The sequence below is a fragment of the Streptomyces sp. NA02950 genome (genome assembly GCF_013364155.1).
GTDB lineage: Bacteria > Actinomycetota > Actinomycetes > Streptomycetales > Streptomycetaceae > Streptomyces.
This window is the reverse complement of sequence record NZ_CP054916.1, coordinates 2,108,124-2,133,274: the sequence shown is the minus strand read 5'-3', so window position 1 is coordinate 2,133,274 and position 25,151 is coordinate 2,108,124. Positions and strand designations below refer to the sequence as shown.

The 25,151-nt window shown below is 71.5% G+C and carries 23 protein-coding genes and 1 pseudogene; 19 read left to right on the top strand and 5 right to left on the bottom strand.

The annotated features are described in order from the left end of the window. The first annotated feature begins 8 nt into the window (after positions 1 to 8). Together HUT19_RS08895 and HUT19_RS08890 are read left to right on the top strand one after the other, a co-directional pair. On the top strand, positions 9 to 944 hold the full coding sequence (locus tag HUT19_RS08895; RefSeq protein WP_176179932.1) for a MurR/RpiR family transcriptional regulator: 936 nt from the start codon (positions 9 to 11) through the stop codon (positions 942 to 944). 382 nt (positions 945 to 1,326) lie between these two features. Beyond that, entirely contained in the window at positions 1,327 to 1,743 is a 417-nt protein-coding gene (locus tag HUT19_RS08890; RefSeq protein ID WP_176179931.1) for a hypothetical protein, read from the top strand. A 29-nt stretch (positions 1,744 to 1,772) separates the two neighbouring features. On the opposite strand, the gene HUT19_RS08885 is transcribed toward HUT19_RS08890, so the two are convergent. Further along, positions 1,773 to 4,235 (bottom strand): SpoIIE family protein phosphatase, encoded by a 2,463-nt coding sequence (locus tag HUT19_RS08885; RefSeq protein WP_176179930.1) that lies wholly within the window; start codon positions 4,233 to 4,235, stop codon positions 1,773 to 1,775. A gap of 374 nt (positions 4,236 to 4,609) precedes the next feature. Here HUT19_RS08885 and HUT19_RS08880 point away from each other — a divergent pair, with 374 nt between their 5' ends. The 6 genes from HUT19_RS08880 (at position 4,610) to HUT19_RS08855 (ending at position 11,823) form a co-directional block, all read left to right on the top strand. Next, complete coding sequence (locus tag HUT19_RS08880; RefSeq protein ID WP_176179929.1) at positions 4,610 to 7,126, top strand: SpoIIE family protein phosphatase; 2,517 nt, start codon at positions 4,610 to 4,612, stop codon at positions 7,124 to 7,126. Next, positions 7,123 to 8,244, top strand: a complete 1,122-nt coding sequence (locus tag HUT19_RS08875; RefSeq protein WP_176179928.1) for a substrate-binding domain-containing protein — start codon at positions 7,123 to 7,125, stop codon at positions 8,242 to 8,244. Before HUT19_RS08880 ends, HUT19_RS08875 begins: the two co-directional genes overlap by 4 nt. Positions 8,245 to 8,293: 49 nt before the next feature. Further along, a complete protein-coding gene (locus HUT19_RS08870; RefSeq protein WP_176179927.1) occupies positions 8,294 to 9,076 on the top strand; it encodes an ATP-binding cassette domain-containing protein in 783 nt (260 codons plus the stop codon). Further along, a complete protein-coding gene (locus tag HUT19_RS08865; protein WP_176179926.1) occupies positions 9,073 to 10,374 on the top strand; it encodes a sugar ABC transporter permease in 1,302 nt (433 codons plus the stop codon). Before HUT19_RS08870 ends, HUT19_RS08865 begins: the two co-directional genes overlap by 4 nt. A gap of 118 nt (positions 10,375 to 10,492) precedes the next feature. Beyond that, entirely contained in the window at positions 10,493 to 10,648 is a 156-nt protein-coding gene (locus tag HUT19_RS08860) for a hypothetical protein (protein ID WP_176179925.1), read from the top strand. Next, positions 10,645 to 11,823 (top strand): methyltransferase domain-containing protein, encoded by a 1,179-nt coding sequence (locus tag HUT19_RS08855; RefSeq protein ID WP_176179924.1) that lies wholly within the window; start codon positions 10,645 to 10,647, stop codon positions 11,821 to 11,823. Before HUT19_RS08860 ends, HUT19_RS08855 begins: the two co-directional genes overlap by 4 nt. 39 nt (positions 11,824 to 11,862) lie before the next feature. Here HUT19_RS08855 and HUT19_RS08850 read toward each other — a convergent pair whose 3' ends face one another. Then, positions 11,863 to 12,102 carry a DUF397 domain-containing protein gene (locus HUT19_RS08850; protein WP_176179923.1) on the bottom strand — a complete coding sequence of 80 codons (240 nt, stop codon included), beginning with the start codon at positions 12,100 to 12,102 and terminating at the stop codon, positions 11,863 to 11,865. Next, positions 12,099 to 12,920, bottom strand: coding sequence for a helix-turn-helix transcriptional regulator (locus HUT19_RS08845; protein ID WP_176179922.1), 822 nt, complete (start codon positions 12,918 to 12,920; stop codon positions 12,099 to 12,101). Before HUT19_RS08845 ends, HUT19_RS08850 begins: the two co-directional genes overlap by 4 nt. 120 nt (positions 12,921 to 13,040) lie before the next feature. Between HUT19_RS08845 and HUT19_RS44215 the strand changes: the two genes are divergently transcribed. The 7 genes from HUT19_RS44215 (at position 13,041) to HUT19_RS08815 (ending at position 18,305) form a co-directional block, all read left to right on the top strand. Continuing rightward, positions 13,041 to 13,295: an ATP-binding protein gene (locus HUT19_RS44215; protein ID WP_176179921.1), complete on the top strand. Its 255-nt coding sequence runs from the start codon at positions 13,041 to 13,043 to the stop codon at positions 13,293 to 13,295. 29 nt (positions 13,296 to 13,324) lie between these two features. Next, the gene (locus tag HUT19_RS43930; protein ID WP_303331605.1) at positions 13,325 to 13,453 is read left to right on the top strand and encodes a hypothetical protein; all 129 of its coding nucleotides are present in this window, start codon (positions 13,325 to 13,327) and stop codon (positions 13,451 to 13,453) included. An 83-nt stretch (positions 13,454 to 13,536) separates the two neighbouring features. Further along, a complete protein-coding gene (locus HUT19_RS08835; protein ID WP_176179920.1) occupies positions 13,537 to 13,995 on the top strand; it encodes a hypothetical protein in 459 nt (152 codons plus the stop codon). 186 nt (positions 13,996 to 14,181) lie between these two features. Next, complete coding sequence (locus tag HUT19_RS08830; protein WP_176179919.1) at positions 14,182 to 14,592, top strand: RidA family protein; 411 nt, start codon at positions 14,182 to 14,184, stop codon at positions 14,590 to 14,592. Between the two features lie 107 nt (positions 14,593 to 14,699). After that, complete coding sequence (locus tag HUT19_RS08825; RefSeq protein ID WP_217712251.1) at positions 14,700 to 15,101, top strand: nuclear transport factor 2 family protein; 402 nt, start codon at positions 14,700 to 14,702, stop codon at positions 15,099 to 15,101. A 219-nt stretch (positions 15,102 to 15,320) separates the two neighbouring features. Further along, the gene (locus HUT19_RS08820) at positions 15,321 to 16,454 is read left to right on the top strand and encodes a methyltransferase domain-containing protein (RefSeq protein WP_176179917.1); all 1,134 of its coding nucleotides are present in this window, start codon (positions 15,321 to 15,323) and stop codon (positions 16,452 to 16,454) included. A 1,020-nt stretch (positions 16,455 to 17,474) separates the two neighbouring features. Further along, positions 17,475 to 18,305, top strand: coding sequence for a trypsin-like serine protease (locus tag HUT19_RS08815; RefSeq protein WP_176179916.1), 831 nt, complete (start codon positions 17,475 to 17,477; stop codon positions 18,303 to 18,305). Between the two features lie 65 nt (positions 18,306 to 18,370). On the opposite strand, the gene HUT19_RS08810 is transcribed toward HUT19_RS08815, so the two are convergent. Beyond that, positions 18,371 to 18,742, bottom strand: a complete 372-nt coding sequence (locus tag HUT19_RS08810; RefSeq protein WP_176186666.1) for a VOC family protein — start codon at positions 18,740 to 18,742, stop codon at positions 18,371 to 18,373. Positions 18,743 to 18,909: 167 nt separating this feature from the next. Between HUT19_RS08810 and HUT19_RS08805 the strand changes: the two genes are divergently transcribed. From HUT19_RS08805 to HUT19_RS08790, 4 genes and pseudogenes are all read left to right on the top strand, one after another. Continuing rightward, positions 18,910 to 19,920 (top strand): permease, encoded by a 1,011-nt coding sequence (locus HUT19_RS08805; RefSeq protein ID WP_254885494.1) that lies wholly within the window; start codon positions 18,910 to 18,912, stop codon positions 19,918 to 19,920. Continuing rightward, positions 19,917 to 20,642 carry a TIGR03943 family protein gene (locus HUT19_RS08800; RefSeq protein WP_176179914.1) on the top strand — a complete coding sequence of 242 codons (726 nt, stop codon included), beginning with the start codon at positions 19,917 to 19,919 and terminating at the stop codon, positions 20,640 to 20,642. Before HUT19_RS08805 ends, HUT19_RS08800 begins: the two co-directional genes overlap by 4 nt. 106 nt (positions 20,643 to 20,748) lie before the next feature. Continuing rightward, complete coding sequence (locus HUT19_RS08795) at positions 20,749 to 22,911, top strand: phage holin family protein (RefSeq protein ID WP_176186664.1); 2,163 nt, start codon at positions 20,749 to 20,751, stop codon at positions 22,909 to 22,911. 36 nt (positions 22,912 to 22,947) lie between these two features. Beyond that, positions 22,948 to 24,252, top strand: a pseudogene (locus tag HUT19_RS08790) (amino acid permease); the annotation flags it as partial. Here the strand turns inward: HUT19_RS08790 and HUT19_RS42880 are convergent. Beyond that, positions 24,228 to 25,019, bottom strand: coding sequence for an isocitrate lyase/phosphoenolpyruvate mutase family protein (locus HUT19_RS42880; protein WP_254885493.1), 792 nt, complete (start codon positions 25,017 to 25,019; stop codon positions 24,228 to 24,230). The pseudogene HUT19_RS08790 and the gene HUT19_RS42880 sit on opposite strands and share 25 nt — an antisense overlap. Positions 25,020 to 25,151: the final 132 nt, after the last annotated feature.

Below are 25,151 nucleotides of genomic sequence, written 5' to 3'. Positions count from 1 at the left end.
GCACACCGGTGCCATCTGGGCAGCAGGCACGCGCGCAGGCGTCCGCGATCACGCCGGGAGGTCGGACCCCCGAGGCGCCCGAGGGGCTGGAGCAGCCTCCCGCGGCCCAGGTCCGCGCCCTGTTCGGAGGGCAGCGGCTGTCCCCCGCGCAGCGGCGCATCGTGCAGTACATCACCGACCACCTCACCGAGGCCGCCTTCCTGTCGATCACGGACCTGGCGGACCGGGTGGGGGTCAGCCAGCCGTCGGTGACCCGCTTCGCCACCTCCCTCGGCTACAGCGGTTATCCCGCGCTGCGCGAGGCGTTGCAGCCCATCGCGCTGAGCGCGCTCGCCGGTTCACCGCGTACCCGGGAGGAGAACCGCCGCAATGAGCTCCAGGCGGCGGTGGACACCGAGATCGCGAACCTGGAGAACCTGCGCCGGGTGTTCGTCGACACCGACCGGGTGCTGGAGATCGGCCGCGAGCTGGCCCGTTCGGTGCCGCTGACCATCCTGGGGCTGCGGATCTCGGTCTCGCTGGCGGAGTACTTCGCCTACGCGGCCCGGCGGATCCACCCCGATGTGCGGCTGGTGTCCCGCGGCGGCAGCGTGGCCTACGACGCGCTGCTCCAGTCCCGGGAGGCGGGCGGGACCTGGGTGCTGGCGTTCGCGATGCCCCGGCACGCCAAGGAGACGCTGGCCGCGATGCGGGCGGCGCACCGCTCGGGGCTGCGGGTGGCGGTGATCAGCGACCTGACGTTCGGGTCGCTGGTCGAGGAGGCCGATGTGGCGCTCACCGCGGGCACCGGATCGCGTCTGGTCTTCGATTCGTACGCGGCGCCCATGATGCTGTCCGCGGGCATCCTCCAGGCCATGGCCGACGCCGAACCCGAGCGCACCCAGTTCCGGCTGGAGAAGTACGAACGGGCCGCCGAGCAGCACGAGTTCTTCCTCGATACCTGAGCCGCCGCGGCCCCGCCGTTCCCGGGCCGCACCCCGCCCCGCACCCGATTCGTCCGGCTTCCGGAGTCGGGCGTCCGGATAACCTCACATGCATGAAACTTTTCATGCCCTTGCTTACTTCGCAGTAAATATATTTACTGCACATGGCACCCGGGCCCCGAAGGGGCTGAGCCGGAAACCAGCGCTTGCTGTCGCGAGCCCCGGGAGTCATGTGGGCGAACACCTCAAGGGCCGGCAGCCTCCTCGTCGGCCCCCACGTGTTCCGTTCGGGTAGTCCGCTCCCCTCGGGCACCCCCGGCGGCCCGGGCCGACCCCTGGGCCCAGGGCCGCCGGATACCCACTGATCCCCGCGATCAGGACCCTCAGCTCGAAGGCGACGACGATGTCCCAGACCTACTCTCCGATCAGCGCGGACTGGCCCTGTCAGGTCACTCCTCCGGGCAGCCCCGACTGGGAGCGCACGGCGGCCCGGTGGCTCCGGGATCTCCTGCCCGCGCGGTACGCGGGCTATTCCACCCTCACCCGCCATCCCATCCTGCTCGCCCGGCACGCCCGGCTCCAGCTCCAGAACGAGATCCGCTCGGTGCGGGCCGCCCTCCAGACCTGCCGTACGGAACTGCCCGCACTGGGCTTCTCCGAGACGATGATCGAGTCCACCATCAAGCTCTACGCCACCGAGCTGTCACAGCTCAACCGGCTGGCCGCCGGGGTACGGCTGATCACGGACGCGCTGCTGAAGGAGAGCCGCCGGGCGCCGGTCGTCCCTCGCCGCCGGGCCCCGGTTGCCGCCCGGCGCTGATCACCGGAGTCCGGCCCCCGTCATCGGGCTCATGGCACCCAGGCCATCGCCTCCGCCGGCCCGCTCCCGTTCGAGAGCGACTGCTCGCACCAGATGGTCTTGCCCTCGCGCGCATGCCGGGTGCCCCACCGCTGGGTGAGCTGGGCGACGAGCAGCAGTCCGCGGCCGCCCTCGTCGGAGAGCCGGGCGCGGCGCATGTGCGGGGCGGTGTTGCTGGCGTCGGACACCTCGCAGATGAGCGTCCGGTCCCGGATCAGCCGCAGCTGGATGGGGCCCTCGGCATGCCGGATGGCGTTGGTGACCAGCTCGCTGACGACCAGTTCGGTGACGAAGGACGCGTCCTCCAGGCTCCAGGCGGCGAGCTGGTGCGCGGCCCAGGAGCGCGCGGCGGAGACGGTCGCGGGGTCGGACGGCAGGTCCCGTACGGCGAACTGATCCCGGTTCAGCGCCCGGGTGCGGGCGATCAGCAGCGCGGCGTCGTCGGCGGGATGGTCGGGGAGCAGCCCGGTCAGCACCCGGTCGCACAACATCTCCAGGGACGGCGCGGGTTCGGCCAGCACCTGGCACAACTGGTCCAGCGCGCTGTCGAGTTCCCGCTCCCGGAAGCCGAGCAGTCCGTCGGTGTAGAGGGCGAGCAGGCTGTCCTCCGGCAACTGCACCTCGGCGGACTCGAATGGCAGCCCGCCCAGCCCCAGCGGCGGCCCCGCGGGCAGGTCGAGCAGCCGGGCCCCGCCGCCCGGGGTGACCGTGACCGGGGGCGGATGGCCGGCCCGGGCGATGGAACAGGTCCGCGAGATCGGGTCGTAGACCGCGTAGGTACAGGTGGCCCCCAGGACGGCGGGGTCGGTGGGGGAGGCGGTGCCCTCGCCCTCGGCGGCGAGCCGGAGCACCACGTCGTCGAGGTGGGTGAGCAGTTCGTCCGGCGGCAGATCGACATCGGCGAGGGTGCGCACCGCCGTCCGCAGCCGGCCCATCGTGGCGGCGGCGTTGATGCCGTGGCCCACCACGTCACCGACGACCAGGGCGACCCTGGCTCCGGACAGCGGGATCACATCGAACCAGTCGCCCGCCAGCCCGGTCTTGCCCCCGGCCGGGAGGTAGCGGGACGCGGTCTCGACCGCCGCCTGTACGGGGTTGCCCTGCGGCAGCAGGCTCTGCTGGAGGCTGAGCGCCGCGGTGCGTTCGCGGTCGAAGCGGCGGGCGTTGTCCAGGCATACGGCGGCCCGGGCCACCAGCTCCTCGGCGAGCAGCCGGTCGTCGTCGGTGAAGGGGTGTTTGGACCGCCGGTAGAACATGGTGATGCCGAGCGTCGTCCCGCGCGCCCGGATCGGCACCCCCATGATCGACTGGAACTCGTAGATCCGGAACTTCTCCGCCCGCGCCGGGTCATGGGCCAGCCAGACCTTGATGTCGTGGTCGGTGACGTGGTGGATGGCCGACCGGCCGGTGGCCATACAGCGCACGGCGGGCGAGTACGGCGGATAGAAGTCCACTTCGCCCGACTGCCGCACCGCCTCCGGCGTGCCCTCCAGCACGGACTGGTTGGCCGCCCGGCGCAGCGCCACCACCCCGGTGAACGGACCGGGCTCATCGCCGCTGAGCAGGGTGTCCAGCAGATCGACGGTGACCCAGTCGGCGAGCCGGGGGATGGCCGAGTCGGCCAGCTCCTGTGCGGTGCGCATCAGGTCCAGCGTGCTGCCGATCCGGGTGCCCGCCTCCTTCAGCAGCGTCAGCCGCTCGCGGGACCGGTACTGCTGGGTGACGTCCGCGACCGTCGTGCACAGACCGAGGGTGTGCCCGTGGTGGTCGCGCAGCGCCGAGGCCGAGGCGATGAAGACGCAGTCGCACTCCGGGTCCGCGGGGACCCGGCCGTGCATCTCCCCGCTGAAGGCGGACTCACCGGTCTCGACCACCCGGCGCAGCCGCCGCTCCCACACCGCGGCGTCCGGTCCGGAGAGGATCTCCGGCAGCCGCTTGCCCCGCCGTTCGGCCTCCGTCACCCCGGTGAGGCGGGTCATCGCCTCGTTCTGCCAGCGGCAGCGCAGATCGGAGTCGTAGATGGTCACGGCGACCGGGGACCGGGTGAACAGCCAGTGGACCACGGCCCGCTCGATCTCCTGCGGCAGCAGCCGCTGCCCGGCCGCGGGTGCCTCCGCGGCCACCAGGATCCACTGGGCCCGCGCGCCGCCCTCCACACAGCGGTGGGCGGTGCCGCGCAGGGGGAGCGGACGGCCGTCCGCGCGGCGCGCGGTCAGTTCCCCCAGCCAGTCGTCGCCCTCCGCCCGCCGGGTCCAGAACGGCGGTCCGGCGTCCGGGGCGAGGATGTCGTCGGCCGGGCGGCCCACGGTGTCCTCGGTGGAGCGGCCGAGCAGTTGTTCCGCGCCCGTGCTCCAGCCCGTGACGACACCCTGCTCATCCACCATGATCACGACGGTCCGCGGGGCCTCGGCGCCCCGCGGCCGTATCAGCGGCAGGGCATCGTCGGCGTTCATGGCGCCCCTTCTCGGTCAGGGGATCGTCCTGCGTGCGTGCCGGAGCCATCGCGACCGGTACCTGCGCGGCCTCGCTGACGTCCGGTGCGGTTCGGTTGCGGGGGCGCGGGGCTGTGTCGATGTGCGGCTCCGCCGCGTGGGCGCGGCCGGCCACGACGCAGCCCCGGATGAACGACCGCACCGCTCGGCACGCCCCGCGGAGCGCTTATGTACCGAGCATGCGCCTCCCGCGGCACGGGTTCAAATGAGCGGCGAGCGGTCGTGACCCGGGCGGCGGTGACCGAGATGCCCTGTCTATTCCTTCTATGCCATGCTCGTGGTATGAGCGCTTTCCCTTCGAAGGGGGCGCGGCTCTGAAGGCCCCGACGCCAGCCATGATCGGTTACCGCGTGGAGGCGGATGAGGAGCTCGGGTACGCCCACGAGACGACCGGCGGCCCGCGCACGGAGGCGGTGCAGGCGGCTGTGACCGGGCATGTCCTGACGTTCACCGGGACCGCGTTGGTCGCCGTGTACGCGTTCGACGCGGACGGCGGCGAGCTGCGGCTGGCCGAGACCGTCCGCAGCCCCGGCGGTCCGTACGCCCTTCCCGCGAGCTATCCCCTCTCCGGGCGCTCACCCGTCGCCGACGCCTTCCGCTCCGGCCACCCGCTGTGGCTGGGCCCCCGCGAACTGGCCGCGTACGGCCCGGCCGCGCCCGGTCGCCCAGAGCTCCCCTCCGGCCTCTCGCTGGGAGCGCTGCCCCTGGGCGGGGACGGCCAGGGACTGGGCTGTCTGGTGGTGGTGGACGAGGCCCCCGACGGTATCGGCGCCGACCGCCGCGCCTTCCTGGAGCTCTACGCCCACCACGTCGCCGCGGGCCTGGAGGCGTCTCACGGGCCGGGACGGCCGGAACAGCGGTCGTCGGCGGGCTCCACCCTGGACCGGCTCCGGGTGGGCGCGTTCGTACTGGAGCTGAGCACCGGGCGGATGACCGCCGACACCCAGATGCTGGAGCTGTTCGGCATCCAGCCGGACGACTTCGACGGCCGGGTGGAGACCCTGCTCGCCAGCACCGTTCCGGACGACGTACCCGCCCTGATGTCGATCGTCGAACCCGGCCGGCTGACCTCCGGCACCTCACAGCTGACGTTCCGCATCCGCCGCCCCAACGGTGAGCTGCGCTGGCTGGAGCTGCGCTGCCGGGTCCAGGCCGGGGCGGACGGCGCCCCGGAGCGGATGCTGGGCGTGGTGGCGGAGGCGTCATACCTGCGGCCCAGCGCCGACGAGGTCTCCATGGTGCAGCGGCTGTCCGCCGCCCTGGCCGGGGCCACCACCATCCGCGACGTCGGCCAGGTCGTGGTCAGCGCGCTCCGCGATCCGCTGCGGGCCCGCCGGGTCGCGGTCGCCGAGCTCCAGGCCGACCAGCTCGTGGTCAGCATCCTCGCCCCCGCCGAACCCACCGCCTGGCCCGAGGTGTGGCGCAGCCAGTGGCGGTCGGAGTTCCCGGACGCGCCGATCCACGCCCTGCCCACCCTGGCGGAGACGATGCGCGAGGGACACGTCAGCCTGTGGCCGCCCGGCGCCGAGCTCGAACCCGGTCTCGCGGGCATCGGACCCGGCGGGATCGCCGTCCTGCCGCTCCCGGCGAACGGCCGGACCGTCGGCGTCTGCCTGATCGGCTGGGAGGAGCCGCATGAGTTCGGCCCGGAGGAGCGCTCCCTGCTGACCGCGACCGCGGGCCTGGTCGGACAGGCCCTGGTGCGCGCCCACGCGCTGGACGCCGAACACGAGCTGGCCACGATGCTCCAGCGCAGCCTGCTGCCCCGCAAACTGCCGGTACTGCCCGGCGGCGTGGCCGTCACCCGCTATCTGCCCGCCACCATGGGCCTGGAGGTGGGCGGAGACTGGTACGACGTCATCCCGCTCTCCGACGGCCATGTGGCGCTGGTCATCGGGGACGTCCAGGGCCACTCCGCAGCCGCCGCCACGATCATGGGCCAGATGCGCACGGCCATCCGCGCCTACGCCGTGGAGGGCCACCCGCCCGACGTGGTCGTCTCGCACGCCAACCGGCTGCTGGTCGACATGGAGACCGACCTCTTCGCCACCTGCTCCTACGTCGACCTGGACATGGAGGAGGGCGAGGCGTGGTTCGTGCGCGCCGGACACCTCCCGCCGCTGCTGCGCCGCCCGGACGGCGCCACCGAGGAACTGACCATCGAGGGCGGCCCTCCGCTGGGCGTGGTCGCGGACGCCGAATACCCGATGACCGCGCTGGGCCTGTCCTCCGGCACCCTGCTGGTGCTGCTCACCGACGGTCTGGTGGAGTCCGCCCAGCTCGACCTGGACCACGGCATCCAGCAGGTGCGCGAGCGACTGGCCCGCGCCGACCCCTCCGACCCCGGCCGGGCGGCCGATGAACTGCTCGGCAGCGCCGCCCGCCGCCATGACGACGTCGCGCTGCTGCTTCTGCGCTACGACGGGATGCGGGTACGGCCCGTCCGCGCCCGCTGGACGGTGTGGCGGCTGCCCGACGCGGTGATGCACGCCCGCCGCTTCGCCGCGCGGACCCTGCGCTCCTGGGACCTGGAAGCCGAGCTCGACGTGGTCCTGCTGGTCACCTCCGAACTGGTCACCAACGCCATCGTGCACACCTCGAGCGAGGTGCACCTCAACCTCACGCTCACCGCGGACCGGCTGCGGATCGCGGTCAGTGACCGCTCGCCCCGTACACCCACCAAACCGACCAGCGTGGACTGGGAGGCGACCGGCGGCCGCGGACTGCTGCTGGTCGAGGCGGTGTCCCACGCCTGGGGTTCGGTGCCGCTCAGCGGAGGCAAGCAGGTCTGGAGCGATATCACGCTGTCCTCCCCGCGAGCGGACAGCGGCGCCGGGGGGCGGGGCCGATGAACACCTCCCCGGCCCGGGCCCGGCTCCGTATCGCCGTCGCCGCCACGGCGGCGACGGCCCTGGCCGTCACCCTCGCCGCATGCGGCAAGGCCGCCCAGGTGGAGCAGTCCGGCGATGCGGCCCACCACCGGAACCTGCGCATCGGCCTGCTGCTCCCGGACAACGAGATCGCCCGCTTCGACCGGTTCGACAAGCCCCTGATCATAAAGAGGATCAAGGAGCTGTGCCCGCGCTGCACCGTGGACTACGCCAGCGCCCAGCACGACGCCGCCACCCAGCAGCACCAGGTGGACTCCATGATCGCCAACGGGGTCGAGGTGCTGATCCTGGACGCGGTCGACGGCCGGGCCATCCGCTCCTCGGTCGTCAAGGCCCGCCAGGCCAACATCCCGGTCGTCGCCTACGACCGGCTCGCCGAGGGCCCCGTCTCCGGCTACGTCTCCTTCAACGGCGCCGAGGTCGGCCGTCTCCAGGGCGAGGCGCTGCTGGCGGCGCTGGGCCCGCACACCCCCGGTGACCTCGACCAGATCGTCATGATGAACGGCTCCTCGACCGACCCCAACTCGGACTGGTTCGAACGCGGCTCCCTGGACGTCCTCCGCGGCAAGGTCAAGATCGGCAAGTCCTACGAGACCATCGGCTGGCGGCCGGAGAACGCCAACCTCAACATGTCCGGCGCCATCGCGGCCCTGGGCGCGGACAACATCCAAGGCGTCCTGGCGGCCAACGACGGCCTCGCCTCGGGCGTCATCTCCGCCCTCAAGGCCGCCAAGATCCGGCCGCTGCCCCCGGTCACCGGTCAGGACGCCGAACTCGGCGCCGTCCAGCGCATCGTCGCGGGCGAACAGCTCATGACCGTCTACAAGCCGTTCGAACCCGAGGCCTACGCCGCCGCCGAGATGGCCGTCGCGCTCGGACGCGGCAAGTCGCTCGCCGGGATCGCGGGGGATCGGGTCAACAGCGGCACCAGCCGGTCCATCCCGGCCGTCCTGCTGCACCCCATCACGGTGAACGTCCACAACATCAAGATCCTGATCCGGGACGGGATGTACACGAACGACCAGATCTGCACGGAGAAGTACGCGGACGCCTGCCGGAAGGCCGGACTCATCACCTGACGGACACACCTGGTGGGCCGGACACCCCGGGTGGCGAAGGGAGGAGCAGATGACCTGCACGTCACCCCCGCCCCTGCTGGCGCTGCGCGGCGTCTTCAAGCGGTACGGCGCGGTCCAGGCGCTCGCCGACGTCGATCTGGAGATCTACGCGGGCCAGGTCATCGCCCTCGTGGGCGACAACGGCGCCGGAAAGTCCACTCTGATCAAGGTGATCGCGGGCGTGGACCCGGCCGACGAGGGCGTCCTCGAATGGGATGGCCACCCGGTCCAGATCAACCGCCCCCACGACGCCCAGCACCTCGGCATCGCCACCGTCTACCAGGACCTCGCGCTCTGCGACAACCTCGACGTCGTCGGCAACCTCTTCCTCGGCCGCGAGGTCCGCCGCTTCGGCGTGCTCAACGAGGTGGAGATGGAACGCCGCACCCTGGAACTGCTGAACACCCTCTCCATCAGCATCCCCGCGGTACGCCGCCCGGTCGCCTCACTCTCCGGCGGCCAGCGCCAGACCGTCGCGATCTCCCGCTCGATGCTCGGCGAACCCCGGCTGGTCCTCCTCGACGAGCCCACCGCGGCCCTCGGCATCGAGCAGACCGCCCAGGTCCTCGACCTCGTCGAGCGGCTGCGCGACCGCGGCCTCGGCGTCCTGCTCATCAGCCACAACCTGGGCGACGTCAAGGCCGTCGCGGACTGGGTCGCGGTGCTCCGCCTCGGCCGCAACAACGGGTTCTTCGACGTGACCACCACATCGCAGGAGCAGATCGTCTCCTCCATCACCGGCGCCTCCGACAACGCCGTGACACGCCGCACGGTGCGGGAAGGGGAGTTGTGAACAGAACACGCACCTCACCAGGAGAGCCCGGGTCGGCGCGGCAGGCGGAACGCCCGGCGCCGGGCGAGCGCGCCGGAACCGCCGCCGCGGTGCGGAAGGCGGGCGCCCCCGCGCACCTCGTCGGGCGCGGCGTCCACGAGCTCAAGCACCGTTACCACAGCGGTGAACTCGGGTCCGTCCCCGTTGTGCTCGGCCTCTTCCTCATCTGGATCATCTTCCAGACCATCAACCCGCACTTCCTCTCCCCGCGCAACCTCTCCAACCTCAGCGTGGACATCGTCGGCACCGGCATGATCGCGGTCGGTGTCATCTTCGTCCTGCTGGTCGGCGAGATCGATCTGTCGGTGGCCTCGGTCAGCGGCCTGGCCGCCGCCACCTTCGCCGTGCTCAACGTCAACCAGGGCATGCCCGAACTTCCCGCCGTCGTCCTGGCCGTGCTCTGCGGAACCGCGGTCGGAGCGATACAGGGCTTCTTCTTCGCCAAGGTCGGTGTGCACGCGTTCGTGGTCACCCTCGCCGGACTGCTGGGCTGGTACGGCCTGATGCTCTACATCATGGGCACCTACGGCACGATCAACATCGACGACCGGGGCCTGGTCGCCAAGCTGACCAACTTCTACTTCAACGACATCGCCGCCGCCTACGGGCTGGCCGCGCTCGGCGCGGCCGGGTACTTCCTCGGCTCCTGGCTGGACGCCCGCAGCCGCCGCCGGGCCGAGGTGCCGTTCCGGTCCCTGACCGAGATCGGGCTGCGTACGGGCGTCCTCGCCGTCGTCGGCTTCGTCGCCGCCGCTCTGCTCAACCAGTTCCAGGGCCTGCCGCTGGCCTTGCTGATCTTCCTCTTCGTGCTGGTCGGCCTCGACTATGTGCTGCGGCGTACGGCCTACGGGCGCATGATCTTCGCCCTGGGGGGCGGGGTCGAAGCGGCCCGCCGGGCCGGTCTCAACGTGGATCTGGTGCGGATCTCCGCCTTCATGATGTCGGGGACCATGGCCGCGATCGGCGGCCTCTTCCTGGCCTCGCGCATCAGCTCGGTCAGCCAGACCTCCGTCTCCAACAACCTGCTGATGAACGCCATCGCCGCCGCCGTCATCGGCGGCACCAGCCTCTTCGGCGGCCGCGGCAGCACCTGGTCCGCCCTGCTCGGTGTGCTGGTCATCCAGTCCATCGCCTCGGGCGTGGCCCTCATGGGCATCCAGGCCGCCGTGCAGTTCATGATCACCGGCGGTGTGCTGCTGATCGCGGTGGTCCTCGACTCGCTGTCGCGCAGGGCACAGAAGGCCCACGGGCGGGTGTAGGTCTCGTCCGGTCCCGCCCCATCTTGACCGGGAGTTGAGCCCCCGCTGCTAGCGTCGTCACCCTCGAGGCGGGTTGCCGCAGCACCGCGTGGACAGCGACGACCGAGGAGGCCACGACATGCGCAACGCCGAGATCATCACCGCTGTGGACGAAGGGCACGGCGGAGACGGAGGGGGCGGGGACGGGCATCCCGGCCAGCCCTGGACGCCCCCGCAGGAGCCGCCGTCCCCTGACGGCGACACTCCGCCCGGCGACGGGACGCATCGCAAGTGAGTTTCGACGTCGCCCAGACGGGGCGCCCCAGCCGCAAGGAGCTGGGGCGCGTCCTCCTTGAGAGGGGTGTGCTGACTCCGGACTGGGCTCCGACCTTCGCGGCCGTGGACCGGGCTGCCTTCCTGCCGGACCTGATGTGGCCCTTCGACATGGACGCGGGCAGGGGTGTTGCCGTCGATCGGGCGGATGGCCCGGACGCGTGGTACGCGGCGGCGGACAGCAACATCCCCATCGTGACCCAGTGGGATGACGGCGAACACTCCGGTCCCCGGCCGGGAAGAGTATCCACCAGCTCCTCGTCCATGCCCTCGGTCGTCTACACACTGCTTCACACGACAGCGGTGGACGACGGCATGAACGTGCTCGACGTCGGCACCGGTACCGGCGAGACGGCCGGGGCCCTGACCCACCGGCTCGGGCGCGGGAACGTGACCACGGTCGAGGTGGACCCTGCCGTATCGCTCCGGGCCGACGAACGCCTCCGCGCGGCCGGACTGTTCCCCACGGTGGTCCGGGGCGACGGTGCCGGAGGGCACGTGCCCGCCGCCCCCTACGATCGCGTCCTGGCCACCGTCGCGGTCCGGGAGATCCCCGGGGCATGGATCGAGCAGACCCGGCCCGGCGGCCTGATCATCGCCCCGTGGGGCACCCATTACAGCAACGCGGATGCCGTCGCCCGGCTCGTCGTCGGTACCGGGGAGGCGTCCGGACACTTCACCCGGCCCGTGGAGTTCATGAAGCTGCGCGCTCAGCGGCTGTCGCTGCCGGGGCATGGTGAGTACATCCCGGCGGAAGGCATGGCGGGGGCCCACACGTCCACCACGGAGATCACGGAAGCGGAGTTCGTCACCGGCAGGTACACCGCCCTCCCCTTCGCGCTGGGGCTCCGCGTACGGGACTGTGCCCAGGCCGTGGCCGACAAGCGCGACGGGGCCCGCCCGGTGTGGTTCTACGGGCTCGGTGACCGCTCATGGGCGTGCGTGATGTTCCGCGACGGGGAGGCCGAGGCCCGTGTCTGGCAGTCAGGGCCCCGCCGGTTGTGGGACGAGGTGGCCGGCGCCTACCGGTGGTGGGTCGGCCATGAGAGGCCGGAGCACACCCGCTTCGGCCTGACCGTCACCGCCGGTGGGCAACGGGCCTGGCTGGACGATCCGGCCCACTCCTGGGCCCTCTGAGGTGTGACCCTGTGGGCGCCCCGGTGGGGGCGCCCCGGATCAGCGGGTGGCGTAGCCGAGGAACGCGGACCAGGCGGCGGCGCTTATGCAGAGGTTGGGGCCGTCGGGGTTCTTGGAGTCCCGGACGTGGACGGCGGCGGGGGTCACGGTGGCGACCTCGACGCACTGGCCGCCGCCGGAGTCGCTGTAGCTCGACTTGCGCCAGTCGTAGGCGACCTCGATGCACTCGCCGCCGCTGGAGTCGCTATAGCTGCTCTTGAACCAGGCGAGGTTGCTCATAGCTCACCCATCAACTCCTCGATGAAGCCTACGGATTCCTCCGGCCCGAGGGCCTGCGACCTGATCATGGCATAGCGACGGGAAAGCACGCCTACCTCGTCCGGCTTGGACATCAGGATGCTCTTCCCGTGACCTTCCAAGTAGGCCACGGATGTGTCATCGGCTGTCTCGATCAACGTCATCGGCCCCTGAAGCCCAGCATGCCCAGCACGGCTGTTCGGCATAACCTGCACGACGACGTTGGGGCGTGATGCGCACTCGATCAGGTGCGCGTACTGATCGCGCATCACCTCGCGTCCGCCCATCCGTCGACGCAACGCCCCCTCCTCCATGACCACGTTCAGCACGGCCATGGGCTTACGGTCGAACAACGACTTGCGTTCCACCCGCGCGTCAACAAGCTGCTCAATCTCCTCTCCCTCGAGGGGAGGGAAGGCGCTGTCGAGTACTGCGCGGGCGTACTCCTGCGTTTGCAGAAGGCCATGAATCAGTTGGGTGCAGTACGAGGAGAGACTGAGTGCCGCCTGCTCCAACTGCACAAAGCCCTGGAAATGGGCCGGGTAGCGCTCAAGCCGCAGGTACTTGATCGCCGACCTCAGTAACCCGCCCGCGTCCAGTGCCTTCTCGGCCGCATCGATGAACTCGTCCGTCGGCGGCTTCGCACACGTCTCCACCGCGCTCACCGCCGAACCCGTGTAGCTCATCAGCGCGCCCAGCTCGTCCTGTGTCAGGCCCGCCCGTTCGCGCAGAAGCCGCAGTACAGCGGCGAAGTACTGCACGGTCGGCGGCGCGGAGTCCTTCTTCTTCGACTGTGACATCTCAGCCCACCCCTCAACGCGGCTCAACATCAATCAACGGGCGTTCGACCGCAGTTGCCGGTCGCCGCCGTCGACGCTCTGTCACTGGTGAAGCTAGCCGCCTGCACCGACAGTGGGCCCATGAACGCGGAAAGTCACAACGTAAACCCCCGCCTTGGCTGGAACCAGAGGTTTACTCCCGTCCCGCCATCTGTCCACCACGCGCGGCACGCGGCCGGTACCGCACTTCTCGCGTGGGGCGTTGACGCAGGTCAGGTGGCTGACGTGCAGCTCGTCCTCTCCGAGCTGGCGACCAATGCGGTACGGCACGGCCGTGTACCAGGGCGGTACTTCGAAGTGTGTATCGCATATGACGCAGAAAATTGGTCGGGCTAGAGGTGTCCGATCCGCGTGACGGGTGCCCCATGATCGGAGAGGCCGCCCCCGACGACGAGTCCGGACGCGGGCTGGCGATCGTGGACACGTTCGCCGAGGCATGGGGCGTCAGGGAGCGCGTCGTCGGCAAGACCGTGTGGGCCCGGGTGCGCCTATAGATGCCTGCGATTCCCGGCGGATGCGCCAGGGCTGAGCCGGGGCCGTCCTCGGGGCGGATCACTGATGCCATAGGATCGCCCTCATGCCCGAACAGATGTCCACGCATCAGCGGTCTGCGCTCAGCCAGTTGGCGCCGGGAGAGCAACTCCTCGCTTTCGGCATCGTGGTGCCGGCCAAGAGCGCCAAGGGCGTGAAGATGAATTACCACGGGCACGGAAAGGCCGGTGGAGCGCTCGGCGACCACCTTGTGCAATCCGTCGGCGCCGTGTCCGCGGGGGCCGGCACCATCGCGTCGGGTATGCCGGAGACGTCGGGCGGGCTGCTGCTGCGCGTCACTGACCAGCGCGTTGGGCTCGTGCGCCCCCTGGATGGCACCCCCGTCTGGGAAATACCCCGCTCCTGGACCGCCCGCGTGGAACGCCGCCCGCGTCTCCAGCTGATGGCCCGCTTCCGCCTGCATTGCGCGGACGGCTCGTGGCTCGCATTCCTGACCATGCGGCGGCGGACGATCGAGACGTTCAAGGACGTCATAGGCGGCTAGAACGGTCGGTTGAGAGCGTTCGGGGCGGTGAGGACCCGCCGCCGCTCCTCGTGCGGCTGGTGATTCGGTTGGCTGGCGCCGTGTCGGGACCGACGGCCGGGAAATTGCGTCGAACACGGAGCCGGTCCTTGAGAGGGTCGTGCTCAACCTGTACGCGACCCGTATCCACCGCGAGAGGAACCGCCCATGCCCCGCGCCGTCACGCTGATCCGCTCCGCGTCCCTGTCCGATGTCGCCGAGTACGCCTACGCGGCCACGGCCCCGGCCGAAGCGCGGCTGATCTTCCTGGCCGGTGCCTGCCCGCTGAACGAGGACGGCTCCACGGCTGCGATCGGGGATGTCGCGGGGCAGGCGGCCAAGGCCGTGGAGAACATGAAGACCGCCTTGGCGGACGCGGGTGCGTCGCTGGAGGACATCGTCAGCACCCGTGTCCTGGTCGCCTCCTCCCGCCGGGAGGACCTGGTGGCGGCGTGGGACGTCTATCGGGACGCACTCGGTGACCACGATGTGCCCAGCACACTGATGGGGGTCACCGTGCTGGGTTACACCGATCAGCTCGTGGAGATCGAGGCCGTGGCGGCCGTGCTGGATTCCTGAGTCGGGGGCGTCCCGTGGGGATCACCGTTCTGATGCATGTTCCATCTGTGTCAACCGGCCGGTAACTTGGGGCCGGTCCTGCACCCTTGTGAGAAATGAGGCCGATCGTGGCGACTTTTGAAGGGCTCGGCGAGGTCGAGGCTCGCGCCTTCACGTCCCGGTGGCTGCCGGCCTGGACGGGGAACGATCCCGAGGGACTTGCCGCGTTCTACGCGGATGACGCCGTCTACTGTGATCCTGCCGTTCCCGGCGGTGTGCGGGGGCGAGACGAGATCGTGGCCTACTTCCGGCGCCTGCTGGGCAGGTTTCCGGACTGGGTATGGACGAACACGGACGTCAGGCCCCTGCGGGATGGCTTCCTCAACTACTGGCACGCGGACATCCCCACGCCGAACGGTGGCGTCGAGTGTGACGGGGTGTGCACTGTTTCGCTGAGGGGCGGGCTGATCACGCGGAACGAGGTCTTCTTCGACCGCTCTCCCCTGCTTTCGGCCCTGCCGTCCTCGTAGCTGCGGCACCACCGGGCAACCCGGCGCACACCCGTGCGCCCTACCCGGCGCGCCGACCCGCACGTCACGATGGGCCCGATCCATCGCGGCGAAGGGGGAGGCATGGGCAAGCACGAAAAGCCACCGCCCGACCCGGGCCAGGGCAAGCCGCCGCCGGGCAACAGCGACGGTCAGGTTCCGCCTCCCGAGTCCGGCAACGGCAAGCACAAGAAGTAGCCCATGACGTTCGACGATCAGCGCGCCGCACTGGCGGCGGTCATGGATCGGCGCGGCGCCTGGCCCGCCCGGTCCACCTGGATCCGTCGCGCCGTCGCCGCCGTGCCCCGGGACACCTTCGCGCCGGACCGGCTGTGGCGTTGGGACGGCCACGCGTATGTGCCCCTCGACCGCTCCGCCGATCCTGAGCGGTGGGCCGCCGAACTGTACGAGTCCCCGGACCTGGCGGCGGCCACCCAGATCACCGATGGCGTGCCGACGTCCAGTCTGTCGGCTCAGGGCGTCGTGGTGGACATGCTCGACTCCCTGCTCCTCGAACCGGGCCACCGTGTGCTGGAGCTCGGCACCGGCACCGGGTGGAACGCCGCACTGCTGGCCCAACGGGTCGGCGCCGCGGGGCGGGTGGTGAGCGTCGAGGTCGACGCCGGGCTGGCGGAGCGGGCCGCCGATCGGCTGAAGGAGGCTGCGACGGAGGTCACCGTCCACGTAGGTGACGGGACCGAGGGCTGCCCGTCCGGGGTGCCGTACGACCGGGTCATCTCCACGTACGCCGTGGACGAGGTGCCGTGGGCCTGGGTGGAGCAGACCCGTTCCGGCGGCCGGATCGTCACCCCCTGGGGTCACTTGGGCCATGTCGCCCTCACGGTCGCCGACGACGGGCGCTCGGCCACCGGACGGGTGCAGGGCCTTGCCACCTTCATGCCCGCCCGTGGCACCGCCGGTCCCGGCCGGAGTTACGCCGAGGTGCGCGGCGACGACCCACCGGCCGACGAACGGCCCGTCGCGCGGGACCTTGCCCCACTGCGTGACAACTGGCACCTGATCTTCGCGCTGCGCGTCGCCCTCCCGGACGTCCGGATCACCACGGCGATCGACCAGGACGGCGTCAACGCCTGGCTGCACGACGGCACATCGTCCTGGACGGCCCTCACCGCCACGAGCGACCACGGAACCATCGCCCACCAAGGCGGCCCCCGCCGCTTGGCCGACGAAGTGGAACAGGCGTGGTCCGCCTGGCTCGCCCTGGGCGGCCCGTCGCTCTACGACTACGGCCTGACCGTCGAGCCGGAGCGCCAGTACGCCTGGTGCGGTGACGCGGCCACCGGGCCGAGGTGGCCCGTGCGGAGTTCTTCGTAGCGACCGCGGAGTCGCTCGGACACCACGCATCAGAGTCACACATCGCTGCTGGACAGCGAGCGGGTCACCATCGGCACGTTGCGCTGGGAGGGGCGGTGAAGCGGATCCGGGAGATCGCGGGCTCGTAGCCCCCGGTCCCGTGCCTCGCACAGTCGCACAGGCGTACTGGGCGATCCCCAAAATCCCCTGGACAAGACAGAGTTGGGGACGATGAGATAGGGCGTACGTGCTGTGCAGCATGTAACGGGGAGATATTTGTGTCATCCAATGAGGCGTGCGGTACCGACACCGCCACCGCCAGCCACGTACCACCCCTCGACGCACCGTTGGCGCGTCGGCCGGTAGCGGCGCAGTTCCCGCCGTGGGCCGAACCGCCCGTCATCGCGGTACCGCGGTCGGGGGCTGGGCAACGTGACGTTCCGCGGGGTACCGCTGGGCGACCCCCGGGACTTCCTCGCCGTTGAGGCCGGCGTCCGCCCGAAGGCAGCCGCCCTCGCGGGCTTGACCGATAGCGATACCGATACCGACACCGCCGCTGTCGCCGTCGCGCGGGAGGCGGTGCTCTCCACGTGTGGGTGCAGGGCGATCTGGCGATCGGCACGTTGCTGATGCCGACGGCCGGTTGAGCCTGCCGTCGGCTTCGGCCCGCTCGCCGTCGGCTGGGCCCTCGGCTCGTCCCTCCCTCTCCCCGACAACCCCTACTTCGGCCAGAACCCGGCGCGTGTCGCGAGCGCGCTGCGGCGGCCGGCGGAGATCGTCGCCGACCTCCGAGCAGCGGCGGCTGCTCGGAACGGCGGCTTCTCGACTGGGCAGGGCCTACGGCGATGCGTCGTCGTGCGCCCGTGGCGGTCGGCGTCACCTCCTGACGGGGCCGCCGCCCAAGCGAGCAAGCACCCGGCACCGCCCTCCCTTCGGCGGCGGGCCGGAAGAGGAAAGGAAAGGCTCATCAGGAACAGCCAGGAAAACCCGGAGAACCTCGGCAACCGCCTCGCCCGTGGAAAGGGCAAGGCCGCGCGCGCGGTGTTCGTATCGGCTCTCTCCGTCGGCCTCGCCACGGCGGGCACGGTCGCCTATGCGGCCCAGGACTCGGGGAGGTCCGGGAACTCCGGATACCAGACGCGGATCATCGGCGGTCAGGAGTCCACCGAGAACTACTCGTTCGTCGCTTCCCTCCAGAAGCAGCGCGGCGACGACCCCGACGGCCACTACTGCGGCGGCACCCTCGTCGCCTCCGGCTGGGTGCTGACGGCGGCCCATTGCGTCACCGCCGACGGCGGTGTGAACGACCCGAAGGCCTACCACGTGCGGATCGGCTCCCTCGACCGCACCAAGGGCGGCGAGGTCGCCAAGGTGAAGAAGTTCGTGGTCCACCCGGACTACAAGATCTCGGACGAGGAGGGCAGCGCCCATGACCTCGCGCTGATCCAACTCGCCTCCAAGGTCTCGAAGAAGCCCGCGCCGCTGGCGGTCAGGACCCCCGCACCCGGGGAGACCATCAAGGCAACGGGGTGGGGCTACACCAAGGCGACGGGCAACGACCCTTCGCAGCTCCCTGTCAGGCACCGCGAGGTCAACCTGCCGGTGCTGGCGCCGGACACCGCCACGTGCATCTCCAACGAGACGGACGGGGACGCCTGGGGCATCCGCGAGGGTGACTTCTGCACCGACAACCCGGGCGGCAAGGCCGGGACGTGCGGCGGCGACTCGGGCGCGCCCGCGCTGGCCAAGGTGGACGGCCGCTGGCGGCTCACCGGCGTGACCAGCCGGTCCGTCGGTGACTGCGCCTCGACGCCCGACATCTACCCGAGCGTCGCGGAGCACCAGAAGTGGATACGCGGCCACATCGGCTGACGTCCCGCATCAGATGACGGGAGGGGGCTCCCGCACCGGCCAGGTGTGGGAGCCCCCTTGGAGGTTCAGCCGCTGACCGTCAGGCAGAAGGGGTGGCCGGCCGGGTCGGTGAGGACCCGCCACCGCTCCTCGTGCGGCTGGTGATCCGGTTTCCCGGCGCCCAGCTCGAGCAGCCGGGTCTCGGCCTCGTCCAGGTCCTCGACCGCGAAGCAGAGGTGGAGCTGCTGGGGAACGGTCGGGTCGGGCCAGCTCGGAGGCCGGTGGTTCTCGACCCGTTGGAAGCCGATGAGGAGCCCGTCCTCCCCGGTGAGACCGGCGAAGTCGGCGTGGGATTTCGGGTGGGGTTCGAGGCCGGTGGCCTGCTGGTAGAACGCCGCCAGCGCGGGTGGGTCGGGGCAGTCGAGGGTGATCGCGCTGAGTTTCATCCGCGGGGGCATGGCGACTCCGGGCCGGTCGGTGGTTTCTCGCGATGTCACACCCTAGAGGCGCGATTCTGCTGGCCGATGTCCCGGGCCCCGTGGGAGGAATGAGCAGCCGGGCCACCGCGGGCGTACTGACAGGGCAGAGGGAACACTCGCGCCGCCCGACCGGAGGTATCTCACCCGTGGCCACCACCAAGGCAGCCCCGCCCACAGGGGATCAGCGCGAGGCGGACCCGCCGCCGGGGCGGCAGTCGGCTTCGTCGCTGGTACTGACCATGCTGCTGCTCCTGGTGGTGGCGGCGCAGGGCCCGATCCGGCGGGGGCTGGCCGCGCCCGCGATGGAGAGCTGGATGACCGTGTTCGTCGCGGTCGTCGTGCAGGCGCTGCCGTTCCTGGTGCTGGGGGTGCTGCTGTCGGCGGCCATCGCGGTGTTCGTCCCGCCGTCGTTCTTCGCCCGCGCGCTGCCGGAGCGGCCCGTGCTGGCGGTGCCCGCCGCCGGGGTGGCCGGGGCGGTGCTGCCCGGGTGCGAGTGCGCCTCGGTGCCGGTGGCGGGGGCGCTGGTGCGGCGGGGGGTCACCCCGGCGGCGGCGCTGGCGTTCCTGCTGTCCGCTCCGGCGATCAACCCGATCGTGCTGACCGCCACCGCCGTCGCGTTTCCGCGTGAACCGCGGATGGTGCTCGCCCGGTTCGTGGCGAGTCTGGTCGTGGCGTGTGCGATGGGCTGGCTGTGGCACCGGCTGGGGCGCACCGACTGGCTGCGGCCACCGGCCCGGCCGTCGACCGAGGGCTTGGGCAAGGGGGCGGCGTTCTGGGCGTCGGTGCGGCACGACGTGATGCACGCCGGTGGCTTCCTCGTCGTCGGCGCGATGGTGGCGGCCACCCTCAAGGCCGTGGTCCCGGCGGGCTGGTTGCGCGCCGCGGCCGACGGTCCGGTGGTGTCGGTGCTGGTGCTGGCCGTTCTCGCGGTGCTGTTGTCGATCTGCTCCGAGGCCGACGCGTTCGTGGCCGCGTCGCTGTCGCAGTTCTCGCTCACCGCCCGGCTGGCGTTCCTGGTGGTGGGTCCGATGATCGACCTCAAGCTGTTCGCCATGCAGACCGCCACCTTCGGCCGCGGGTTCGCGCTGCGGTTCGCGCCCGCCACCTTCGCGCTGGCCGTTGTGGTGGCGGCCCTGACCGGGGCGGTGCTGCTGTGAACCGGCAGGCGCAGGCGGCCGTGCTGTTCCTCACCGGCGGGGCGCTGCTGCGGGCCGGATTCACCGATCTGTATCTGCGCTACGTCAAGGCCGGGTTGCGCCCGTTGCTGCTGGCGGCCGGGGTTGTCCTGATCGCGGCAGCCGTCGCCACCGTCTGGTACGAAGTGCGGCGACCGGACGCCGCCGAGCCGCACGGCGACGGCCATGTGCACCGCGAACCCCGTGTCTCCTGGCTGCTCGTCCTGCCCCTGGCCGCCCTCGTCCTGGTCGCCCCGCCCGCGCTGGGCTCGTACACCGCCATGCGCACCGGTACGGCCCTGCAACCGTCCTGGGGCTACCCCGACCTGCCGTCGGGCGGCCGCGACACCGTCCGGCTCGGTCTCGCCGACTACGGCGGTCGCGCGGCCTACGACCACGGGCACTCCCTCGGCGACCGGCGGATCACGGTGACCGGGTTCATCGCCCTCGACGGGGGCGGCGAACCGTATCTCGTCCGTATGGTCCTCAGCTGCTGCGCCGCCGATGCCCAGCCCGTCAAGATCGGGCTGACCGGGCGGATTCCGCCCGTGCTGCAACCCGACTCCTGGGTCGAGGTGACCGGCACCTACACCGCGCGGCGGACCAAGGACCCCGTGAACGGCGGCGTCATCCCGTATCTTGACGCGCACCGCGTCCGGCCGGTCCCGGCCCCGCACGATCCGTACGAGAGCTGGGGCGGCTGAGTGCGGTCCACCGGCCCGGCGCGGTTCACCGCCCTGTGCGACGCTGGAAGCCCATCCGCGCATGCGGTGCGCGGGCGTAAGACGAAGTGAGGCTTTCGGCGTGCAGATGCCCCGATGGAAGACCGTGGGGGGCGCCCTGCTGCGGGTGACGGCGGTGTGGGCGGTGTCCACGCTGACGATGCTGGCGCTGGCCGGGGCCCTGCCGGACTTCCGTCTCCAGTCCGGCGACGGCGACAGCGCCACCCGGACCGCCATCACGGCCGCGAGCGGCGCGGGGGCGTTCGGTGTGCTGAGCGCGCTGGTGTGGCCGCTGCTGGTGCGGGCATTGCTGCTGATGCCCGCGCTGGTGCTGGGGCTGCTGGTCTTCGTGCTGAACGGCTCGATGCTGCTGCTCGCCATCAGCCTCATCCCCGACGGACGCGGCGCCGTCGAACCGGAGACCGCGATCGTGGTGGCGGCCGTGATGTCGGCCGCGTCCTCGGCCACCAGCACCTTTCTGACGGTGCGGGACGACGGCGCGTACCGGCGGCGGCTGGCCCGGCTCGCGGACCGCAGACGGCGGCGGCTCGGTGAGGACGGTGGCCGGGCGCTGCCCCCGGGGACGGTCTTCCTCCAGCTCGACGGGGTGGGCCACGCAGTGCTGCGGGAGGCGCTGCGGGAGCGGGACGGCAGGCCGCCGGTGATGCCCACGGTCGCCGGGTGGCTGGGGAACGGCCACCGGGTCATGCCGTGGCGCACCGACTGGTCCAGCCAGACCGGCGCCAGCCAGCTCGGCATCCTGCACGGGTCCAACGAGGACGTGCCCGCCTTCCGCTGGTACGAGAAGGAGACCCGGGAGGTGATGGTGAGCAACCGGCCGACCGGCGCGGCCGAGTTGCAGCGCAGAGCGGCCGCCAGGGCGGGGCACGAGGGACTGCTGACGGTGGACGGCGCCAGCCGGGGCAATCTCTTCACCGGCGGCGCGCAGCAGCTCGCGCTGGTGCTGTCGGTGGCGGCCCGGCGCGGTAAGCACAACCGCTCCCGGTCCGGCTACTTCGCGTACTTCTCCGACCCGGCCAACGCCACCCGCACCGCCGTGTCCTTCCTCGCCGAGGTCGTCCGGGAGATCGCCCAGGCGACCCGGGCCGCGCTGCGCCGGGAGCAGCCGCGGGTGAAGCGCGGCGGGACCTACCCCTTCATCCGGGCGTTCGCCACGGTCGTGGAGCGGGATGTGGTGGTGACGGCGGTGATCGGGGACATCCTCTCCGGGCGTACCGCCGTCTACGCCGACCTGGTGGCGTACGACGAGGTGGCGCACCACTCCGGGCCGCGCAGCCGGGACGCCCGGCAGGTGCTGGCCCGGCTCGACCGGTCGATCGCGCTGATCGCCAAGGTCGCCGAACGGGCACCGCGCACCTACCGGATCGTACTGCTGTCGGACCACGGGCAGAGTCCGGGCGCCACCTTCGCGGGGGCGTACGGGCTCACGCTGGAGGACCTGGTGCGGGCCGGCTGCGGACTGCCGGTGTCACGGCGGGCCGGGCGTACGGCGAGCGGTGCGGAGGCGTGCGGTGCGGAGGCGCGCGAGGCGGCGCGGGCGGCACTGCGGCGGCCGGAGAAGGACGGGGAGGGGCGGCCGCCGTCCGATCCGGTGGTGCTCGCCTCCGGCAATCTGGGGCTGGTGTCCTTCCCCGATGTCAGCGGCCGGATGAGCCGTGAGCGGATCGAGGCCCGCCATCCGGCGCTGCTGCGGACGCTCGCCGACCACGCCGGGGTGGGGTTCGTGCTGGTGATGTCCGAGGAGCACGGCGCGGTGGTGCTGGGGCGCGGCGGCGCGGAACACCATCTGGACAGCGGCCGGACCGTCGGGACCAGCCCCCTGGCGGCCTTCGGGCCCGGGGCGGCGGCGGCCGTACGGCGCACCGCACACTTCGCGAACACCCCCGACATCATGGTCAACTCCGCGTACGACCCGGAGACGGGCACCGTGCACGCCTTCGAGGGGCAGATCGGCTCGCACGGCGGGCTCGGCGGGGAGCAGGGCCGTCCCTTCCTGATGTGGCCCGGGGAGCTGAGCCCGCCGGTGGGCGAGGGCGAGGAACTGGTGGGGGCCGAGCGGGTGCACACCGTGCTGCGGCGCTGGCTGGCGGAGGCGAACGGACCGCAGACCCCGCAGATCCCGGAAGCTCCGGAGGTGTCGGCGGGGGCGCCGGATAAAACGCGGTTGAACGGTGCAACCGCCGCACCATTTCCCGTGGTCAGCCGGGTCGCGCCGAATAAAGCCCGGTAATTTGGTGCACCGTACATCGTCTATGACGATGTGCTCATGCCCGACCAGCACCACCCGCGCCGCTTCGGCCTGCCCACGGCGACCGCTCTCGTCATGGGAAACATCATCGGCGGCGGCATCTTCCTGCTGCCCGCCTCCGTCGCCCCGTTCGGCACCCTCAGCCTGCTCGCCTTCGTCGTCCTGACCGTCGGTGCCATCGCGCTCGCGCTGGTCTTCGGACGGCTGGCCGAGCGCGATCCGCGCACCGGCGGGCCGTATGTGCACGCCCGCGCGGCGTTCGGCGACTTCGCGGGCTTTCTGTCGGCCTGGTCGTACTGGACGATGACCTGGGTCAGCAACGCGGCGCTCGCGGTGGCTGCGGTCGGCTATGTGCACGTACTGATGCCGGGCCACGACAGCGAGGGCGTGAACCTGGGGGTGGCGCTGCTGGCGCTGTGGCTCCCGGCGCTGGCCAACCTGGCGGGGACGCGGTGGGTGGGCGCGGTGCAGATCGTCTCCACGGTGCTGAAGTTCGTTCCGCTGTTCTTCGTCGCCGTCGGCGGCCTCTTCTTCTTCGACCCGGACAACCTCGGCGCGTTCAACGAGACCGGCAGCGGTGCGCTGGGCGGGCTGTCGGCGGCGGCCGCGATCCTGCTCTACAGCTATGTGGGCGTGGAGTCGGCGTCGATGAGCGCGGGCGAGGTCCGCGACCCGGAGCGCAATGTGGGGCGGGCGAGCGTGCTGGGCACGATCGGCGCGGCCGTGGTCTATCTGCTGGGCACGGTGGCGGTGTTCGGCACCGTCGCCCACGACGACCTGGTGAACTCCACCGCCCCGTTCTCCGACGCGGTGAACGCGATGTTCGGCGGCGCGTGGGGCGGCACGCTGATCGCGGCGGCCGCGGTGGTCTCGATCGTCGGCGCGCTCAACGGCTGGATCCTGATGAGCGCGCAGGCGCCGTACGCGGCGGCCCGGGACGGCCTCTTCCCGGCGCCCTTCGGCGCCAAGCGGCGCGGGGTGCCGACCTTCGGCGTTTTCGTGGGCGTGCTGCTGGCCTCGCTGCTGATCGTGGTCAACTACACCTCCGGCTCGGGCGGCCTCTTCGAGATCCTCGTCCTGATCACCACCTTCTCGGCGACGGTCCCCTATCTGCTGGCGGCCGGTGCCCAGCTGTACTTCCTGCTGTCGGGCCGGCGCGAGGAGGTGCGGACGGGCCGCCTCGTCTGGGACGTCACCCTGGCGCTGGCGGGCTTCGGCTTCTCGTTCTGGCTGGTCGCGGGCGCCGGGTACGCGGCGGTGTACCAGGGCGTGCTCTTCCTGTTCGCGGGGGTGCTGGTCTACGTCTGGATGGCGGCGCGCCGCGAGCGCGATGCCGGTTCGGCTGCCGCCGGGGTGACCACGGCCACGGTGGCGGCCGCGTCGGCCCCGGAGGCCGGAGTGGTGCCCGCCGACCCGGCCGGCTGACCGGGCGGAGTCCGGGCGGTCCGGCAGGCGGGGTGGGTGTTCCTCCTCGCGGCCCGGTGTCTCCGGGCGCGGTCGGAGCCACGCCACCGGCGGCGGCCGCGGCAGGTGCGATCGGTGGCGGTGGCGGCGCAGGAGGTGTTGCTGCGGCCGCTGCCCGCCCGGATCGGACCGCTGCGGAGCGCTTCGGTGTACATCTCGGCCGAGGAGGAGGCCCAGATCGGCGGCGATCGGTACGCGGCCGTACGGGTCGAGGAGAGCTTGGCGAGGTATTCCTCGAGCGGCAGGACCAGCTTGCCGTCCGCGTGACCGCACCGGCGCGGACGCTTCCGGTCCTCCAGAATGACTCCGGAGGCCCCGGCCCGCTCCAGCCGCTGCACCACATGGCAGGCGACTTCGGGGTCCACATATCCGTCGTCGATGTCGACCAGCAGATGGTGCTCGGGGAAGGCCAGGCGCAGCCGTTCCGCAAATCCCAGCAGGTCGGGCCAGGCGATGAAACCGATGTCCGGAAGCCCGTAATGGGATGCGGCGAAGCCGAATCCCGAGACAGCTAATTCGTTGTAGTGCTCGGCCGCGATGGAGGCCGAGTACATGTCGTAGATACCGATGAGTGGTGTGGTGCGAGGCGACCCGATCGCTTCTCGCAGCTCTTTGCCGTAGCACATGGCCTCGAAGATGCCGGGAGTCCCTTGCAAGGCGGTCGAACGCGCCTCGAGGCGGGGCGCGGCAGGGCAGGTCAGCCGCCCGGCATCCTCAACAGGCCGCCCTCGCATACCACGTCGAACGTGGGGTAAGCG

Excerpts from the sequence above, each read along its gene's own strand:
- HUT19_RS08890 (WP_176179931.1), top strand. The coding sequence starts at position 1,327 with ATGTCCCAGACCTACTCTCCGATCAGCGCGGACTGGCCCTGTCAGGTC.
- HUT19_RS08885 (WP_176179930.1), bottom strand. The coding sequence starts at position 4,235 with ATGAACGCCGACGATGCCCTGCCGCTGATACGGCCGCGGGGCGCCGAG.
- HUT19_RS08880 (WP_176179929.1), top strand. The coding sequence starts at position 4,610 with ATGATCGGTTACCGCGTGGAGGCGGATGAGGAGCTCGGGTACGCCCAC.
- HUT19_RS08875 (WP_176179928.1), top strand. The coding sequence starts at position 7,123 with ATGAACACCTCCCCGGCCCGGGCCCGGCTCCGTATCGCCGTCGCCGCC.
- HUT19_RS08870 (WP_176179927.1), top strand. The coding sequence starts at position 8,294 with ATGACCTGCACGTCACCCCCGCCCCTGCTGGCGCTGCGCGGCGTCTTC.
- HUT19_RS08860 (WP_176179925.1), top strand. The coding sequence starts at position 10,493 with ATGCGCAACGCCGAGATCATCACCGCTGTGGACGAAGGGCACGGCGGA.
- HUT19_RS08850 (WP_176179923.1), bottom strand. The coding sequence starts at position 12,102 with ATGAGCAACCTCGCCTGGTTCAAGAGCAGCTATAGCGACTCCAGCGGC.
- HUT19_RS08845 (WP_176179922.1), bottom strand. The coding sequence starts at position 12,920 with ATGTCACAGTCGAAGAAGAAGGACTCCGCGCCGCCGACCGTGCAGTAC.
- HUT19_RS44215 (WP_176179921.1), top strand. The coding sequence starts at position 13,041 with ATGAACGCGGAAAGTCACAACGTAAACCCCCGCCTTGGCTGGAACCAG.
- HUT19_RS43930 (WP_303331605.1), top strand. The coding sequence starts at position 13,325 with ATGATCGGAGAGGCCGCCCCCGACGACGAGTCCGGACGCGGGCTGGCG.
- HUT19_RS08835 (WP_176179920.1), top strand. The coding sequence starts at position 13,537 with ATGCCCGAACAGATGTCCACGCATCAGCGGTCTGCGCTCAGCCAGTTG.
- HUT19_RS08830 (WP_176179919.1), top strand. The coding sequence starts at position 14,182 with ATGCCCCGCGCCGTCACGCTGATCCGCTCCGCGTCCCTGTCCGATGTC.
- HUT19_RS08820 (WP_176179917.1), top strand. The coding sequence starts at position 15,321 with ATGACGTTCGACGATCAGCGCGCCGCACTGGCGGCGGTCATGGATCGG.
- HUT19_RS08810 (WP_176186666.1), bottom strand. The coding sequence starts at position 18,742 with ATGCCCCCGCGGATGAAACTCAGCGCGATCACCCTCGACTGCCCCGAC.
- HUT19_RS08795 (WP_176186664.1), top strand. The coding sequence starts at position 20,749 with ATGCCCCGATGGAAGACCGTGGGGGGCGCCCTGCTGCGGGTGACGGCG.
- HUT19_RS42880 (WP_254885493.1), bottom strand. The coding sequence starts at position 25,019 with ATGTGCTACGGCAAAGAGCTGCGAGAAGCGATCGGGTCGCCTCGCACC.